We start from the raw sequence: 16,227 nt of genomic DNA on the forward strand, positions 1-16,227 counted from the left end.
AGCTTGGCCAAGAGGGATAAATGCGCTTTTCCAACACCTTTCTCGATGAGATCCGCGACCGCGTTCCGATTTCGAACGTGATTGCGCGCCGCGTCAGCTGGGACAAGCGCAAGACCAATGTCTCGCGCGGCGACTACTGGGCCTGCTGCCCGTTCCATGGCGAGAAATCGCCGAGCTTCCACTGCGAGGACCGAAAGGGTCGGTATCACTGCTTCGGCTGCGGCGTCACCGGCGATCACTTCCGCTTCCTGACCGAGCTGGAGGGCTTGAGTTTTCCCGAGGCCGTGCAGCAGATCGCCGACATGGCCGGCGTGCCGATGCCGCTTGCCGATCCCGTGATGGAAAAACGCGAGAAGGAGCGCGGCTCGCTGATCGACGTCATGGAAATGGCGACGGGCTTCTTCCAGGACCAGCTGCAGACGGCCAACGGCGCAAAGGCGCGCGCCTATCTGCGCGATCGCGGGCTGACGGGGCGTACCATCGAGACCTTCCGTCTCGGTTATGCGCCTGATAGCCGCAATGCGCTGAAGGAATTCCTCGCCGGCAAGGGCGTCTCCAAGGAGCAGATCGAGGCCTGCGGCCTGGTCGTTCATGAAAACGTGCCGGTCTCCTACGACCGCTTCCGCGATCGCATCATGTTCCCGATCCTTTCGTCGCGGGAAAAGGTGATCGCCTTCGGCGGCCGCGCCATGTCATCAGATGCGCCGGCGAAATATCTGAACTCCAACGAGACGGAGCTCTTCCACAAGGGTAATGTCCTTTACAATTTCGCCCGAGCGCGCCGCGCCATACAGGGGCCTGGCCGCGGCGACTCTCAGGACGACAATGCGAGCGGCACCATCATCGCCGTCGAAGGTTACATGGACGTGATCGCGCTCTATCAGGCGGGCATCGAAAATGCCGTCGCGCCGCTCGGCACGGCGCTCACCGAAAACCAGCTCGAGCTGCTCTGGAAGATGGTGCCGCAGCCGGTGCTGTGCTTCGATGGCGACGGCGCCGGCATTCGCGCCGCCAATCGCGCCGCCGAGCTGGCGCTGCCGCATCTGAAGCCCGGCCGCTCCGTCCGCTTCGCGCTTCTGCCTGACGGTAAGGACCCGGACGATCTCGTGCGCGACGATGGGCGCGCGCCTTTCGACAAGGTGATGAGCCAGGCGAAGCCGCTTTCGGAGATGCTGTGGAGCCGGGAAATCAACACCGGCAAGTTCGATACGCCCGAGGCGCGCGCCGAGCTCGAAGCACGGCTGAAGCAGCTCGTCGCCGTCATCGCCGACGAAAATGTGCGCCGCCATTACCAGCAGGATATTCGCGACCGGCTGAACGCCTTCTTCCAGCCGCAGTTCCAGAACCGCAACAGTGGCGAGCGGCGCGGTTTCAGCGGCAATTCCCGGAACGGCCGCGACAATGCGGCCAAGGCAGGACCGAAAAGCCCCAGCCTGATTTCCGACCGGCTCGCCCGCTCGGGCCCCGTGCGCGGACACCGGGACAATACGGCGCTGCGCGAAAGCGTGCTGGCGCTCACCATCGTCAATCATCCGGCCCTGATGATCGACGATTATGATGAAATCGCCGCGATCGAATATGACAGCCGCGAGCTGCAGCGGCTCTGGTCGGCGATGCTCGGCGCAGCCGCTGCCGTCGCCGGCCCGCATCTGACGCGCGAATATCTGACTGAGCGGCTGGAATTCGAAGGCTTCGGTCCGCTCATCAAGAGCCTCGACCAGCAGGTGCGCAATGCGAGGCTCTGGACGGCGACCGAGGAGGCGGCGATGGAGGATGCCCGTGAGGGCTATCGTCAGGCGCTCGCCTTCCACAAACGGGCGAAGGCTTTGCGCCGGCAGAAGATGGAACTCGAACGCGAGATTGCGCTGGCGACCGAAGCCGGCGACGGCGAGGCGATCGTTCAGCTGATACGGGCGCAGCAGGAAGTGCATCTTGAAGGCGTACGCCTCGAGAATCAGGAGGCGATCATCGACGGCTTCGGCGTGCTTTCCGGCCGTGTCAAAGGGGCGGCGAACCACTGATGCCGCTCCGCGAACGCAATGAACCAGGCTTTTCCGCTTCCGATGCGCTGTTTTCCGCCGACCGCTCGCCGCTCGACATCCTGAAACAGGTCTATGGTTATTCCACCTTCCGCGGCAAACAGCAGCAGGTGGTGGAGCATATTGTTTCAGGCGGCGATGCCGTGGTGCTCTTCCCGACAGGTGCGGGCAAATCGCTGTGCTTCCAGATCCCGGCGCTTTGCCGTGACGGCGTCGGCATCGTCGTCTCGCCGCTGATTGCGCTGATGCGCGATCAGGTGGAGGCGATGAAGCAGCTCGGCATCAGGGCTGCGGCACTCAATTCGTCGCTGTCGCGCGAGGAGTTCGTCGAGGTTCGCCGGGCGCTTTCGGCGGGAAAGCTCGATCTTCTCTACGTGACGCCCGAGCGCATCCTGACGGATGGTTTCCGCGAGCTGATCGCCAGTGAGAAGATCGCGCTGTTTGCGATCGACGAGGCCCACTGCGTCTCGCAGTGGGGCCATGATTTCCGCCCGGAATATCGCGAGCTCGGCCGCCTCGGCGAACAGTATCCCGGCGTGCCCCGCGTGGCGCTGACGGCAACGGCCGACCCGCATACGCGTGACGATATCATCGAGCGGCTGGGGCTCGGCAATGCCGAAATCTTCACCACCAGCTTCGACCGGCCGAACATCGCCTATGAAATCGTCGAGCGCGACCAGCCGCGCCAGCAGCTTCTGCGCTTCCTCTCCGGCCATAAAGGCAACAGCGGCATCGTTTATTGTCTGTCGCGCGCCAAGGTCGAGGATACGGCCGATTGGCTGAACGGGCAGGGTATCCGCGCGCTGCCCTACCACGCCGGTATGGACCGGGCGCTGCGCGACGCCAATCAGGATGCTTTCCTGAAAGAAGAGAATCTCTGCCTGGTCGCGACCGTCGCTTTCGGCATGGGCATCGACAAGCCGAATGTGCGTTATGTCGCCCATCTCGACCTGCCGGGTTCGGTGGAGGCCTATTATCAGGAAACCGGGCGCGCCGGCCGAGACGGGCTGCCGTCCGAGGTCTGGATGGCCTATGGCATGGCCGATGTCATCCAGCGCCGCCGCATGATCGATGAGGGCAACGCCGCAGACGAAATCAAGCGGGTCGAGCGCGCCAAGCTCAACGCTCTGCTGGCGATCTGCGAAACCGCCTCCTGCCGCCGGCAGGCGATCCTTGCCCATTTCGGCGAGGCGCATGCCGGCCAATGCGGAAATTGCGACACCTGCCTGAAGCCGGTTGAAACCTGGGAGGGCACGGAAGCGGCGATCAAGGCGCTCGCCGCCGTCTACCGCACCGGCGAGCGCTTCGGCGCCGGTCACGTCATCGACGTGCTGGTCGGCAACGTCAACGAAAAGACCGAGCGTTTCGGCCATGTGAATATGCCCGTCTTCGGCGCCGGCAAGGACATTCCGGCGCGCACATGGCAATCGGTCTACCGCCAGCTGCTCGCCATGGGGCTGATCCGTATCGATCATGAGGCCTATGGGGCGCTGAAGCTGGAGCCGGAGGCGCGCGCCGTCTTCAAGCAGGAACGGCAGGTCTTCTTCCGCAAGGACCGGCCGGCCTCGGAACGGCGTACGAAGAAGGCCGAGCGCAGCGAGCGCAAGTCGGGCCTGTCGGGCGCCGACGGCACGCTGTTCGAGGCGCTGAGAGCCGAGCGCATGGCGATTGCCAAATCGCTCGGCGTGCCGCCTTACGTCGTCTTTCCCGATACGACGCTGATTGCCTTTGCAACGGAGCGGCCGCGCAGCCGCAAGGAATTGCTCGGCATATCGGGCGTCGGGCAATCGAAGCTCGAGCGTTATGGCGACGCTTTCCTGGAGATCATTCTTTCGCACGACAATGATTGAAGGGGCCTGCTGATTTTGGTGCAGCGAGAAGACAAGCAAGCAGCGATATGCTAACCCGATTGCTATAAAAAACGTCAGGAAAGGCCGCCCATGACCTCGCCATTTCTTTCCCATCTCCGGGCCGAAATTTCGGCGCTCAGGGATGCCGGCCTCTACAAGTCAGAGCGGGTCATCAGTTCCAAGCAGGCGGGCGAGATTGCGATTTCCACCGGCGAGCGTGTGCTGAACTTCTGCGCCAACAACTATCTCGGCCTTGCCGATAATGAAGAACTGGCCGAGGCCGGCAAGCGGGCGCTCGACCGCTACGGTTACGGCATGGCCTCGGTGCGTTTCATCTGTGGCACGCAGGAGGAGCACAAGCAGCTCGAAGCCCGCATTTCTGCCTTTCTCGGCATGGAGGACACGATCCTCTATTCCTCCTGCTTCGATGCCAATGGCGGTCTGTTCGAAACGCTGCTTGGCGAAGAGGACGCGATCATTTCCGACGCGCTGAACCATGCCTCGATCATCGATGGCGTGCGTCTCTCCAAGGCCAAGCGCTTCCGCTACGCCAACAACGATATGGCGGCGCTGGAAGAGGAGCTGAAAAAGGCCGAAGGCAGCCGCTTCAAGCTGATTGCGACCGACGGCGTCTTCTCGATGGACGGCATCATCGCCAATCTCGGTGGCGTCTGCGATCTCGCCGAGAAATACGGCGCGATGGTCATGGTCGACGACAGCCACGCCGTCGGCTTCGTCGGCAAGAACGGCCGCGGTTCGCCGGAATATTGCGGCGTCGAAGGCCGGATCGATATTATCACCGGCACGCTCGGCAAGGCGCTCGGCGGCGCGTCCGGCGGTTACACTTCGGCGAGAGCCGAAGTCGTCGAATGGCTGCGGCAACGTTCGCGGCCCTATCTGTTCTCGAACACGCTGGCTCCCGTCATCGCCGCTGCCTCGATGAAAGTGTTCGACCTGATCGAAAACGGCGATGCCCTGCGCAAGCGCCTTTCCGACAATGCCGATCTCTTTCGTATTGAAATGACGAAGCTCGGCTTCAAGCTAGCCGGCGAAGGCCACCCGATCATCCCGGTCATGCTTGGCGATGCCAAGCTCGCGCAGGACATGGCGAGCCTGATGCTGAAGAAGGGGATCTATGTAGTCGGCTTCTCTTTCCCTGTGGTGCCGAAAGGCCAGGCCCGCATCCGCACCCAGATGTCGGCGGCGCATTCGAAGGCGGATGTAGAGCGGGCGATTGCGGCTTTTGCGGAGGCAGGGCGGGAGTTGGGGGTGATTTGAGAAGGCTTCTTCTCCCTTCTCCCCAGCGGGGAGAAGATGTCCGTCAGGACAGATGAGGGGGCGAGCGAAGCGAGGTTTCGAGCAGTAAGCGAGAAACAATATCGGATTTGGGCGGTGTGCCGTGTGGCCCCCTCATCCGCCCTACGGGCACCTTCTCCCCCGCTGGGGAGAAGAGGGAATAGCGAAGTCTGGGCCAGCAAAGGTGGGGTAGTTGAATGTCGAACATGATGAAGGCGCTGGTCAAGTCGCAGCCGGAAGTCGGGCTTTGGATGGAGAATGTGCCGGTGCCGGAGGTGGGGCCGAACGATGTGCTGATCCGGGTGAAGAAATCGGCGATCTGCGGCACCGACGTCCACATCTGGAACTGGGACCAGTGGGCGCAGAAGACCATTCCGGTGCCGATGGTGGTCGGTCATGAATTCTCCGGCGAGATCGCCGAGATCGGTTCGGCGGTCACCCGCTATCACGTCGGCGAGCGGGTCTCCGGCGAGGGGCATATCGTCTGCGGCAAGTGCCGCAACTGCCGGGCGGGCAGGGGGCATCTTTGCCGCAACACGCTCGGCGTCGGCGTTAACCGGCCGGGCTCGTTCGGCGAGTTCGTCTGCATTCCCGAAAGCAATGTCGTGCCGATCCCGGACGACATTTCCGACGAGATCGCCGCGATCTTCGATCCGTTCGGCAATGCCGTGCATACCGCGCTTTCCTTCGATCTCGTCGGTGAGGACGTGCTCGTCACCGGCGCCGGGCCGATCGGCATCATGGGAGCGCTCGTCGCCAAACGTTCCGGCGCCCGCAAGGTTGTCATCACCGACATCAATCCGCACCGTCTGGACCTGGCGCGCAAGCTCGGCATCGACCATGTCGTCGATGCATCGAAGGAAAACCTCGCCGACGTGATGAAGGCGATCGGCATGACGGAGGGCTTCGACGTCGGGCTCGAAATGTCGGGCGCAGCACCCGCCTTCCGCGACATGATCGACAAGATGAACAATGGCGGCAAGATCGCCATTCTCGGCATCGCGCCGGCTGGTTTCGAGATCGACTGGAACAAGGTGATTTTCAAGATGCTCAATCTCAAGGGCATCTATGGCCGTGAGATGTTCGAGACCTGGTACAAGATGATCGCCTTCGTGCAAGGCGGCCTCGATCTTTCGCCGATCATCACCCATCGCATCAAGATCGACGATTTCCGCGACGGTTTCGAGGCGATGCGGTCGGGCAATTCAGGCAAAGTCGTGATGGATTGGATGTGAGGAGGACGACATGCTCTATGGAAGCTGCCATTGCGGCAACATCGCTTTCACCGTCGAAGGCGAATTCACTGAGGCGCTCGACTGCAATTGTTCGCTCTGCCGCAGGCGAGGCGGGCTTCTTGCCTTCGTGCCGCGCGAGAAGCTGGTGCTGAAGACACCTGAGGAAAATATCTCGACTTATACTTTCAACAAGCATGTCATCCAGCATCATTTCTGCGCCAATTGCGGCATCGCGCCTTTCGGCGAGGGCGTGGCCCCTAACGGCTCGTCGATGGCTTCGATTAATCTGCGCTGCATTCCCGCGCTCGATCTCGGCGCGCTGAAGGTGACGCCCTATGATGGCGCGGCGCATTAGGCCGGCCGATACCCGCCCGGAAAAAGCGCAATATATCCAAGCCACAACTGCGTCAAAAGGCTGAAACAACGGGCGCGGCGAGCAAAATCTCGGCCGCCCTTGTCTTTTGTTTGCTGCTTCTTAAATAAGGTTCGCAATCGCAGCCGCGGTTCAAAGCCTGTGGATAAGGCTTTTTCCGAGTTTTCGCGGGCTTTTTTGCTGGAAAAGCTTGACGAGAACAAAAAATGTGGGAATCACCGTTCGACTTGTTGAAGCGGTGAACAGGGTCAAGGCGGATCGCGCAACCATGGCCGGAAATCCAAAGGCAAGAAAGCTTTGCTGTCCGGTACCGGCGATCGTGGTTAATCAGACTTTAAATGTCATCCCGTTAGGTGGGCTCAGGTGATTCAAGGGCGACGCGAGCGGCGCGTCAAGCCCTGAGACGGCCCATTCACCGTAGCGAGATTGGATAGCGTCAGGAAGGCGACGATATAAATGGCAACCAAGGTCAAAGAGAACGAAGACGCGGAAGTCGAACGCGACGGCGCAAGCGACGGCCCTCTTCTCGATCTTTCCGACGACGCGGTCAAGAAGATGATCAAGGCCGCCAAGAAGCGCGGCTATGTGACGATGGACGAGCTGAACGCCGTCCTGCCGTCCGAGGAAGTGACCTCCGAGCAGATCGAAGACACGATGTCGATGCTGTCGGACATGGGCATCAACGTCATCGAGGACGAGGAAGCCGAAGAGGCTGGTGCTTCCGGCGGTGGCGATGACGACGACGCCGGCGGCGATGACGAAAGCGAAGGCGGCGAACTCGCGCCTTCGGCCGGCACCGCGCTTGCGACCGCCAAAAAGAAAGAGCCGACCGACCGTACCGACGATCCGGTGCGCATGTATCTGCGCGAGATGGGCTCGGTGGAGCTTCTGTCGCGCGAAGGCGAAATCGCGATCGCCAAGCGCATCGAAGCCGGCCGCGAGACGATGATCGCGGGCCTCTGTGAGAGCCCGCTGACCTTCCAGGCGCTGATCATCTGGCGCGACGAACTCAACGAGGGCACGACGCTGCTGCGCGAGATCATCGATCTCGAAACGACCTATTCCGGTCCGGAAGCCAAGGCCGCGCCGCAGTTCCAGAGCCCCGAAAAGATCGAGGCCGACCGCAAGGCGGCGGAAGAGAAGGAAAAGACCCGGCGCGCCCGCTCCGGTGACGACGACATTACCGATGTCGGCGGCGAAGGCCTGCCTCCTGAAGAGGAAGAAGAGGACGAGGATGAATCCAACCTCTCTCTCGCCGCGATGGAAGCCGAGCTTCGTCCGCAGGTGATGGAAACGCTCGACATCATCGCCGAGACCTACAAGAAGCTGCGCAAGCTGCAGGACCAGCAGGTCGAGCAGCGTCTTGCCGCCACCGGCACGCTGTCTTCCGCCCAGGAGCGCCGCTACAAGGAACTCAAGGACGAGCTGATCAAGGCGGTCAAATCGCTGTCGCTCAACCAGAACCGCATCGATGCACTGGTCGAGCAGCTCTACGACATCAACAAGCGCCTCGTGCAGAACGAAGGCCGCCTGCTGCGTCTGGCCGAATCCTACGGCGTCAAGCGCGATAGTTTCCTTGAGCAGTATCAGGGCGCCGAGCTCGACCCGAACTGGATGAAGTCGATCGGCAATCTGGCTGCTCGCGGCTGGAAGGAATTCGCCAAGGCCGAGAACACGACGATCCGCGACATCCGCCAGGAGATCCAGAATCTGGCGACGGAAACCGGCATCTCGATCTCGGAATTCCGCCGCATCGTGCATATGGTGCAGAAGGGCGAACGCGAAGCCCGCATCGCCAAGAAGGAAATGGTCGAAGCGAACCTTCGCCTCGTCATCTCGATCGCCAAGAAGTACACGAACCGCGGCCTGCAGTTCCTCGATCTCATTCAGGAAGGCAATATCGGCCTGATGAAGGCGGTCGACAAGTTCGAATACCGCCGCGGTTACAAGTTCTCGACCTATGCGACGTGGTGGATTCGTCAGGCGATCACCCGCTCGATCGCCGACCAGGCCCGCACGATCCGCATTCCGGTGCACATGATCGAGACGATCAACAAGATCGTCCGGACCTCGCGCCAGATGCTGCACGAGATCGGCCGCGAGCCGACGCCGGAGGAACTGGCCGAAAAGCTCGCCATGCCGCTCGAAAAGGTCCGCAAGGTCCTGAAGATCGCCAAGGAGCCGATCTCGCTCGAAACCCCGGTGGGCGACGAAGAGGATTCGCATCTCGGCGATTTCATCGAGGACAAGAACGCGCTGCTGCCGATCGACGCTGCCATCCAGGCGAACCTGCGCGAGACGACGACCCGCGTTCTCGCCTCGCTGACGCCGCGCGAGGAACGCGTGCTGCGCATGCGCTTCGGCATCGGCATGAACACCGACCACACGCTCGAAGAAGTCGGCCAGCAGTTCTCGGTCACCCGCGAACGTATCCGCCAGATCGAGGCGAAGGCGCTGCGCAAGCTGAAGCATCCGAGCCGCTCGAGAAAGCTGCGCTCCTTCCTCGACAGCTGACGCTTCGACAATGCCGTGATGATTTGGAAAAGCCGGGCTTTACGCCCGGCTTTTGCTTTTATGATTAGTACCAATGATCGCGGCGGCTTTCTTGTCGCCCTGTGGTGACAAGCCTATAATCCGGCCGCGGGTAGGGATCGATCGCGACGCGCGAGCGAGGGGCGACATATGCCTGCATGGTCTATCCCCGCCGGATCCAGATGATTGCAGGCCTTGCCGGCCTGAAATCCGAATCCGGATCTGATCCAAGAAGAGAGCATGATGTCGTCTGCTCACCTTTTCGGCACCACGCTCTGGGAGGTGCGATATGACCACTTACATTCTTTTGATCGATTGGACGGATCAAGGCATCCGCACTGTACGTGACTCGACAAAACGGCTGGACGCGGCGAAGAAACTGCTCGCCAGCGTCGGCGGCTCCTTCAATCAATTCTTTCTGACGATGGGCGGGCATGACATGGTGGCCGTCTGCGAGGCGCCTGACGATGCCGTGATGGCGCATTTCACACTCTCTCTTGCCATGGCCGGCAACGTGCGGACCGAGACGCTGAAGGCCTTCCCGGAAGCGGCCTATCGGGATCTCATTGGTTCGTTGGGCTGATCACTGCTCGAGCTCGGTTCCAAATACTGTGCAGAGGCCAGGTGAGGCCGAAGCGCATACGCATACCGCGTTGCGGATGACGTCCGCCGAACTGAGAGTTCGGCGGTGTAATCACGAGGTTTTTTGCTTTTGTGGCTTGATGCTGCCCGCTTTAAAGGCCACATCGCTGCTGTGACAGAAGAAGTCGACCCGGCAGAAATGCATGAAGGATCGAAACAGCGGACTGAAATCCGCTGGGGTGTCGGTGCGTCCGTGCTTCTGCATGTGCCTCTCATCGCGCTTCTCATTTTCGGTCTGCCGAGGATCGAGCCGAAGCTCGCCGAAGACGAGAGCGTGAAGGTCGAGCTCGTTCCGCCGCCGGAGGAGAAGAAGCCGGAGGAAAAACCCAAGGAAAAACGACCGGAACTGAAGCCGCCGGAACAGGCGAAGAAACAACTGCCGCCGCCTCCACCGCCGCCGCCTCAAACGGAAGCTGCAAAACCTCAGCTGACCCCTCCGATGCAAAGCATCTCTCGTTCGGTTCTTGAGTTTGCGAACAAGGATACTGTGTCGGGACAGAGGCAACAGGCGTTGCCGCAGCACGCGGAAACCCGAAAGCCATCCATTGCCGGCGTGAAATCAGCGAACGCGTCCGTTGAGCCATCGCAATCCGAAAAGTCTGATGTTCCGAAGACGGTTCCTGCGGCGAATCCAGTGCCTAAGGATATCGAGCTCCCTCAGGTGCAAACTGATGAAATCAACCCGGAAAAGAAAGCGCCGGCTGCCATAGGGCCGGACGAAGCAAAGACGAAATTCGAGCAAGCGGAACGTACAAACGAACCTGCGTCAGCGCCACCTCCTGTGACGGCAGCTGGAAAGAAAGCCAAAGAGCTTACCGAAGCTGGGGTGCTGTATTCCGAGAGGGTCACTTCCGATCCGATGATTAAGACCGCGATTAACAATCTGCCTCGAGGTACCCGCATCAATGCGCTCTGCCTGACCGAACTTCAACAGCAACTGATCCATGCTCCGAAAGGGTATAAGCCGGATTTCCTGCCTTCCTTCTCGCGTGCCATCAAGGGGAATATTCTTAACGGCACAGGCGGCGCCTTCCAGAGTTCAGGCTCTTGGTACGACGTTACCTTGATATGCGAAGTCGACAATGATGCTAGGAAGGTAATATCCTTCCGCTTCGATGTTGGAGACAAGATTCCCAAAAGCCAATGGAAAAGCCGGGGTTTTCTGAAATACTGACCTTCACGTGGCGCAAGCCTTCTCCCGCAACCAGCCACACGCAAGGAACCGCATCTAGCCTCTCACCATGGCCGTGATGGTACGGTGAAGAAGGGACAATGATATGTCGAACGAGATCGAGCGTTTTCTTGAGCGTCAGGATGAAGCCGTCAGCGCGCTGTTCCTGGAAAACAAAGGCGAGGAACTGACCGATATTCTGGTGGCGGCGCTCGAAGAGGCGTTCGAGATCCTGCTCGAAGCAGCCCCCGCCGAAACGATTCATTGACATCTTTCGAGAGATTGCCTGGCCCGCTTGCTGCCCGTCTGGCCGGCTACCGGATGCAACGGGATGCGCTCGGCCGGTCGGCGGCGAGTGTCTTTCGCCTGGCAGGCGAGGGCCTGCCGGCGCTTTATTTGAAGGTGGAGGCGGCGGGGCCGTTCGGCGAGCTTGCCGATGAGGCGGCCCGGCTCGACTGGCTCAAGGCTTGCCGCCTGCCATGCCCGGAGGTGATCGCCCGGGAAAGCGACGGCGAGCGCAACTGGCTGCTGGTGAGCGCCCTGCCGGGAACCGACCTTGCCAGCGCTTCGGCGCTGACACCGCTGGCGCGTGTCGAATTGCTGGCGGGGGCACTGCTCGATCTTCATCGCCTGCCGATTGCTTCCTGTCCGTTCGATCACCGCCTGGAAAAGCGCCTGCCGGTGGCCAAGGCGCATATGGAAGCGGGAACCGTCGATGAGGAGGATTTCGATGCGGCCCGGCTTGGGAAAAGGGCTGCCGAACTTTTCGCCGCGCTCGAAAGCATGAGGCCAACCGACGAGGATCTCGTCGTCACCCATGGCGATGCCTGCCTGCCGAACTTCGTCGCGTCCGGCGGCCAATTCTCAGGCTATATCGATTGCAGCCGCCTCGGCGTCGCCGACCGCCATCAGGATATCGCGCTCGCCTGCCGCAGCATCGCCTATAATTTCGGCGAGGCGCTGTTGCAGCCCTTTCTCGATCGTTACGGCCTGCCGGCACCTGATCCGGCAAGGCTCGGTTATTATCAGCTGCTCGATGAGTTCTTCTAGACGTTGCGTCATCGAGGCGCGGCTGGCAGAGTTGCCGGCATCGAACCTGCGGATGTCAAATGCCGAAAAACCAGTTCAGGATGCTGCGCTCGGCGCTGACAGGCGTCGAAGCGGTGGAAGCCGAAACGCCTCACAGTTTCGCCAGGCACACGCATGAGCAGTTCGGCATCGGCCTTGTCTCGTCGGGGGCGCAGAAATCGCTCAGCGGGCGCGGCGTGGTGGAGGCCGAGGCCGGCGATATCATCACCGTCAATCCGAACGAGGTGCATGATGGCGCGCCGATCGGCGAGCGCCGATCGTGGCGCATCCTCTATTTCGATCCCGAGATCGTCACCGGCCTTTCGCAAGAGATCGGCGCAGGGCGCTCGGAAATCTCCCATCCCGTCATTCGCGATGCGGCGATCGCCGCCCGCTTCGAAACGCTGTTTCGTGTGGTGACCGCGAGTACTGCCGACGGGCTGCTTTCCGAGGAACTGCTGCTGCAACTCGTTGCCGATGTCATGCGGGAAGGCGGCGGCAGCGAGGAGAGGCCGCCGGTGCCGGCGTCCATCCGCGCGGCGCGGGATCTGATCGACGACGATCCTCTTGCCGCCGTCTCGCTGGCCGATCTTTCCAGGGAAAGCGGCCTCAGCCGCTTCCAGTTGCTGCGCGGCTTCGCCAGGGCGACGGGACTGACGCCGCATGCCTATCTCGTCCAGGCCCGCATCCATCTCGCCCGGCGGCTGATCGCTGAGGGCACGCCGCTTGCGGAAGCCGCCTTTGCCAGCGGCTTTGCCGACCAGAGCCATATGACGCGCGTCTTCGTGCGCAAATACGGCCTGTCGCCGCGGCTTTACGCCGGCGCTTTTCTCTGAGCGGTGAGACCCTGCCACCCGCCCTCGTCCTTCGAGGCTCCGGCCTTTGGCCTACGCGCCTCAGGATGAGGGCTGGTCGTGGGTGCCTGCGGCTGCCACCTCTCTCCAGCCTTATCCCGAGGTGCCTCGCAAGGGCCGCACTGGGCCTCTCTCCAGCCTCATCCTGAGGCGCCCCGCAGGGGCCTCGAAGGACGGGGCTGGCCACCTTTGGTCATACGCCTGCAATTTCGTTCAAGACCCAGACCGGTCGCTGCTGTTTCTTCAGCGCATCCAATCGGAGGCGCGGAATGTCGAGACAGGTTCAAGGCTATTTCTATCTGGCGCTGGCCATGCTGACGGTCGGCAGCACTGTCATTGCGAGCAAGATCATTGCTTCGGGACTGCCGCCCTTCACGGCCACCGCCTTGCGCTTCGCCCTCGCTCTTCCCGTCTTTTTCCTGCTGATGCGGGCAAGCGGAACCCGGTTACCGAAGCTCTCCGGGCATGACCGCCTCATCCTCGTCATTCAGGCCGGCGCCGGCAGTGTCGGCTACACGACGCTGCTGATATCGGGCCTCAGCCTGACGTCGGCCGCCGATGCCAGCGTCATAATCGGCACGTTGCCGGTGGTCTCGGCGGCGGTTTCGATCCTGCTGCTGCGCGAACGGCCGGGGCGGGGCCTGCTGCTGGCGGTGGCGCTGGCAAGTGCCGGCGTGTTTTCGATCGCCTTCACGCCAAAGGCGACCGGCGGCTCGCTTGTCGGCAATCTGCTGATTTTCCTTGCGGTCATCTGCGAGGGCTTGTTCATTCTGTTGAACAAGCGGCTGGCGGCCGATATCCCGCCGCTTGCCCAGTCGATGCTGATGACCGGCATCGGCTTCGTCGTCTCGATCGTTCCGGCGATTTTCGAGGCGCTCTTTCATGGGTTTTCCGCCAGCGCTGCCGCTGCCGTCTCCTATTATGCCCTGGTGCCGACCGTCGGCGGCTTTCTGCTCTGGTATGCGGGGGCAGAGAGGGTGAGCGGCACCGAAGCCGCGCTCTTCACCGCGCTTGCGCCGGTTTCGGCCGTCATGCTCGCCTTCGTCATTCTCGGCGAGCCGGTCGGCTTCAATCAGATTGCCGGCATTGCCTGCGTGCTGGCGGCCGTGTCCGGGCTTGCCTTTGCCGGAAACCACAGGAAACTCATGGAAGGGAAATGATCATGCAGTTCAGCCATTCCGAGGCGATTTGGCAGGCTTTTCCGGAGCTTCGCGCCGCCGCGATTTATGCCGATGGCATTGATGCGGCGGCAGACGTCAAAGAGGCGGTCGCAAGTTTCAGCGCGATTGCCGAGGCTCGCCTGGCTGAAGCCCAGGAAAGCGAATTCCCGGAGATCCAGGCCTGGCGGCGCGGCTTTTCCCGCATGGGGCTGAAGCCGACGCAGTATCGCTCGGCCTCCGAGGCGCTGCTGCGCCGCTTCCGCCAGGAGTGCCTGCTGCCGCGGCTTCATCCGCTCGTCGATCTCTGCAATGCGATTTCGCTCGCCTTTGCCATTCCTGTCGCCGCCTTCGACACGGAAAAAATTGCCGGCGATCTCCAGGTGCGGCATGCAACGGGGCATGAGACCTATCTCACCTTCGGCGGTCAAAGCGAACATCCGGAGCCTGACGAAGTGATCTTCGCGGATGGCGAAGGCAGAGCCCATGCGCGCCGCTGGACGAACCGGCAGAGCGGGCTTTCAGCGGTGCGGGAGACGACGCGCTCGGTGCTGATCGTCGCCGAGGCGCTGCATGCCGGCGCCGGCGAGGATACCGGCAGGCTGATCGCGACACTCGCCGATGCGCTCGCAAGTCACTGGACGGTGACGGCGGCGACCGCAACCCTCAGCCACGCGTCATCGCGCTTCGAATTGCAGGCGTGAGGGGATAAAGGTTCGGGGCTTGGGCCGGCGGCATGGGCGCCCTATCTCAGGGGCATCGTTATCTTCTGGAGACGAACCCCATGTTGGACAAGTCGATCAAGATTCCCGGGCCGGACCATCCGATCACCGTTGAGCACAATCCCTGCCGCGTCGTCGTCACCGTCGGCGGCAAGACGATTGCCGATAGCCGCAACGCGCTGACGCTGCGCGAGGCCTCCTATCCGCCGGTCCACTATATTCCGCGCAGGGATGTCGACATGTCGCTGCTTCAGCGCACCGATCACGCCACGCATTGCCCCTACAAGGGCGATGCCTCCTACTACAGCATTGTTTTGGCTGGCAAACGCTCCGAGAATGCCGTCTGGACCTACGAATCCCCGCATGCCGCCGTCAGCAACATCAAGGACCATCTCGCCTTTTATCCCGACCGTGTCGACGCGATCGAGGAAATGGCTGCGCCCGAGGCAGGCGCCTTCTGACGATCGCGCGGGTGTCGGAGCGCTGAAAATCCTTCCCGCGGGCTTCGGCGGCAGCCTCGATGAAGGCCGTCATCGGATGACGTCGAGCCATTCATTGCTGAAGACGAGGCTGGCAACCGTGACCGGATCGCCGCGCTCGTCGCGGACGGTGACGGCGATGGTCGTGCGGTCGCCTGCCGGCAATTCGTCACGGGCCACATCCAGCAGGATGCGGGTCACCTCTTTGGGAATGTCTTCACGAGATTTGAGCTCGGTGCCGTGCTCGTCGCGCGTCGGACCTTCCCCGTTGTGCAGATCGAAATAGTAGCGAGTCATGTTCTTTCCTGCGCGTCAGAGAAGAAATAACCGATGAAGACAATTGTTCCCGAGGCCAGGCGTTGATTCTCATAGAAAATACAGGCCGCACCGAGGCGGTCCCGGACCGTCGCCGGCGATCTTGTCGACCTCCGTGCGGATGCCCGACGTATCGCATGCGCGTTGAAAGCGTGGAACGCTTCAATCTAACCTGGAAAGGCTCTAGGTGTGAGCTTTCGGGAGGTTGTCCATTCGGAGCGGATCGAGGAGACTGGAGCTACCACATCTCGAGTCGGAGGGATCGCCGCGAATGAACATTCATAAGAATGCCCGACTGACACCGTTGCGCCGGGAAGAAATGGCCCTTGCTGTTATCGAGGGGCATCTGACTCAGGCTCAGGCAGCACAGGCCTATGGCGTCTCGGCCAAGATCGTCGCCCGCTGGGTCGAGCGTTTCAAGGGCGGTGGTCGAGAGGCTATGCTCGATCGTTCGTCCCGACCTCATGTCATGCCCCGGCAGACCGGTCAGGCGC

The 16,227-nt window shown here is 61.7% G+C and carries 16 protein-coding genes; 15 read left to right on the plus strand and 1 reads right to left on the minus strand.

The window, feature by feature from the left end; translation table 11 throughout:
• Positions 1-20 precede the first annotated feature (20 nt).
• The 14 genes from dnaG (at position 21) to GGD53_RS05500 (ending at position 15,400) form a co-directional block, all read left to right on the plus strand.
• Complete coding sequence (dnaG, locus tag GGD53_RS05435; RefSeq protein ID WP_184454259.1) at positions 21-2,021, plus strand: DNA primase; 2,001 nt, start codon at positions 21-23, stop codon at positions 2,019-2,021.
• On the plus strand, positions 2,021-3,889 hold the full coding sequence (gene recQ / locus GGD53_RS05440) for a DNA helicase RecQ (protein ID WP_184454261.1): 1,869 nt from the start codon (positions 2,021-2,023) through the stop codon (positions 3,887-3,889). The genes dnaG and recQ overlap by 1 nt, the downstream gene beginning before the upstream one ends.
• Positions 3,890-3,979: 90 nt before the next feature.
• Complete coding sequence (locus GGD53_RS05445) at positions 3,980-5,167, plus strand: glycine C-acetyltransferase (RefSeq protein WP_184454264.1); 1,188 nt, start codon at positions 3,980-3,982, stop codon at positions 5,165-5,167.
• 215 nt (positions 5,168-5,382) lie between these two features.
• Positions 5,383-6,420 carry an L-threonine 3-dehydrogenase gene (gene tdh / locus GGD53_RS05450; RefSeq protein WP_184454267.1) on the plus strand — a complete coding sequence of 346 codons (1,038 nt, stop codon included), beginning with the start codon at positions 5,383-5,385 and terminating at the stop codon, positions 6,418-6,420.
• A gap of 10 nt (positions 6,421-6,430) precedes the next feature.
• Positions 6,431-6,775, plus strand: coding sequence for a GFA family protein (locus GGD53_RS05455; RefSeq protein WP_184454269.1), 345 nt, complete (start codon positions 6,431-6,433; stop codon positions 6,773-6,775).
• 474 nt (positions 6,776-7,249) lie between these two features.
• Positions 7,250-9,307 (plus strand): RNA polymerase sigma factor RpoD, encoded by a 2,058-nt coding sequence (gene rpoD / locus GGD53_RS05460; protein ID WP_184454271.1) that lies wholly within the window; start codon positions 7,250-7,252, stop codon positions 9,305-9,307.
• A 307-nt stretch (positions 9,308-9,614) separates the two neighbouring features.
• Positions 9,615-9,908, plus strand: a complete 294-nt coding sequence (locus GGD53_RS05465; RefSeq protein WP_184454273.1) for a GYD domain-containing protein — start codon at positions 9,615-9,617, stop codon at positions 9,906-9,908.
• Between the two features lie 123 nt (positions 9,909-10,031).
• A complete protein-coding gene (locus GGD53_RS05470; RefSeq protein ID WP_348647398.1) occupies positions 10,032-11,141 on the plus strand; it encodes a DUF930 domain-containing protein in 1,110 nt (369 codons plus the stop codon).
• A 103-nt stretch (positions 11,142-11,244) separates the two neighbouring features.
• Complete coding sequence (locus GGD53_RS05475; protein ID WP_184454275.1) at positions 11,245-11,406, plus strand: hypothetical protein; 162 nt, start codon at positions 11,245-11,247, stop codon at positions 11,404-11,406.
• Positions 11,403-12,188: an APH(3') family aminoglycoside O-phosphotransferase gene (locus GGD53_RS05480; RefSeq protein WP_184454282.1), complete on the plus strand. Its 786-nt coding sequence runs from the start codon at positions 11,403-11,405 to the stop codon at positions 12,186-12,188. The genes GGD53_RS05475 and GGD53_RS05480 overlap by 4 nt, the downstream gene beginning before the upstream one ends.
• Before the next feature lie 59 nt (positions 12,189-12,247).
• Entirely contained in the window at positions 12,248-13,042 is a 795-nt protein-coding gene (locus GGD53_RS05485; protein WP_184454284.1) for an AraC family transcriptional regulator, read from the plus strand.
• A gap of 287 nt (positions 13,043-13,329) precedes the next feature.
• Complete coding sequence (locus GGD53_RS05490; protein ID WP_184454287.1) at positions 13,330-14,220, plus strand: DMT family transporter; 891 nt, start codon at positions 13,330-13,332, stop codon at positions 14,218-14,220.
• Between the two features lie 2 nt (positions 14,221-14,222).
• Complete coding sequence (locus GGD53_RS05495) at positions 14,223-14,921, plus strand: B3/B4 domain-containing protein (RefSeq protein WP_184454289.1); 699 nt, start codon at positions 14,223-14,225, stop codon at positions 14,919-14,921.
• Between the two features lie 80 nt (positions 14,922-15,001).
• The gene (locus GGD53_RS05500; RefSeq protein ID WP_184454290.1) at positions 15,002-15,400 is read left to right on the plus strand and encodes a DUF427 domain-containing protein; all 399 of its coding nucleotides are present in this window, start codon (positions 15,002-15,004) and stop codon (positions 15,398-15,400) included.
• Positions 15,401-15,469: 69 nt separating this feature from the next.
• Here GGD53_RS05500 and GGD53_RS05505 read toward each other — a convergent pair whose 3' ends face one another.
• Entirely contained in the window at positions 15,470-15,715 is a 246-nt protein-coding gene (locus GGD53_RS05505) for a DUF6894 family protein (RefSeq protein WP_184454292.1), read from the minus strand.
• A gap of 289 nt (positions 15,716-16,004) precedes the next feature.
• On the opposite strand from GGD53_RS05505, the gene GGD53_RS05510 reads away from it, so the two are divergent.
• Positions 16,005-16,227, plus strand: a 223-nt coding sequence (locus tag GGD53_RS05510) for a leucine zipper domain-containing protein (protein WP_184454293.1), incomplete at its 3' end; no start/stop codon positions are given.

The sequence above is a fragment of the Rhizobium aethiopicum genome, from assembly GCF_014197535.1.
GTDB lineage: Bacteria > Pseudomonadota > Alphaproteobacteria > Rhizobiales > Rhizobiaceae > Rhizobium > Rhizobium aethiopicum_A.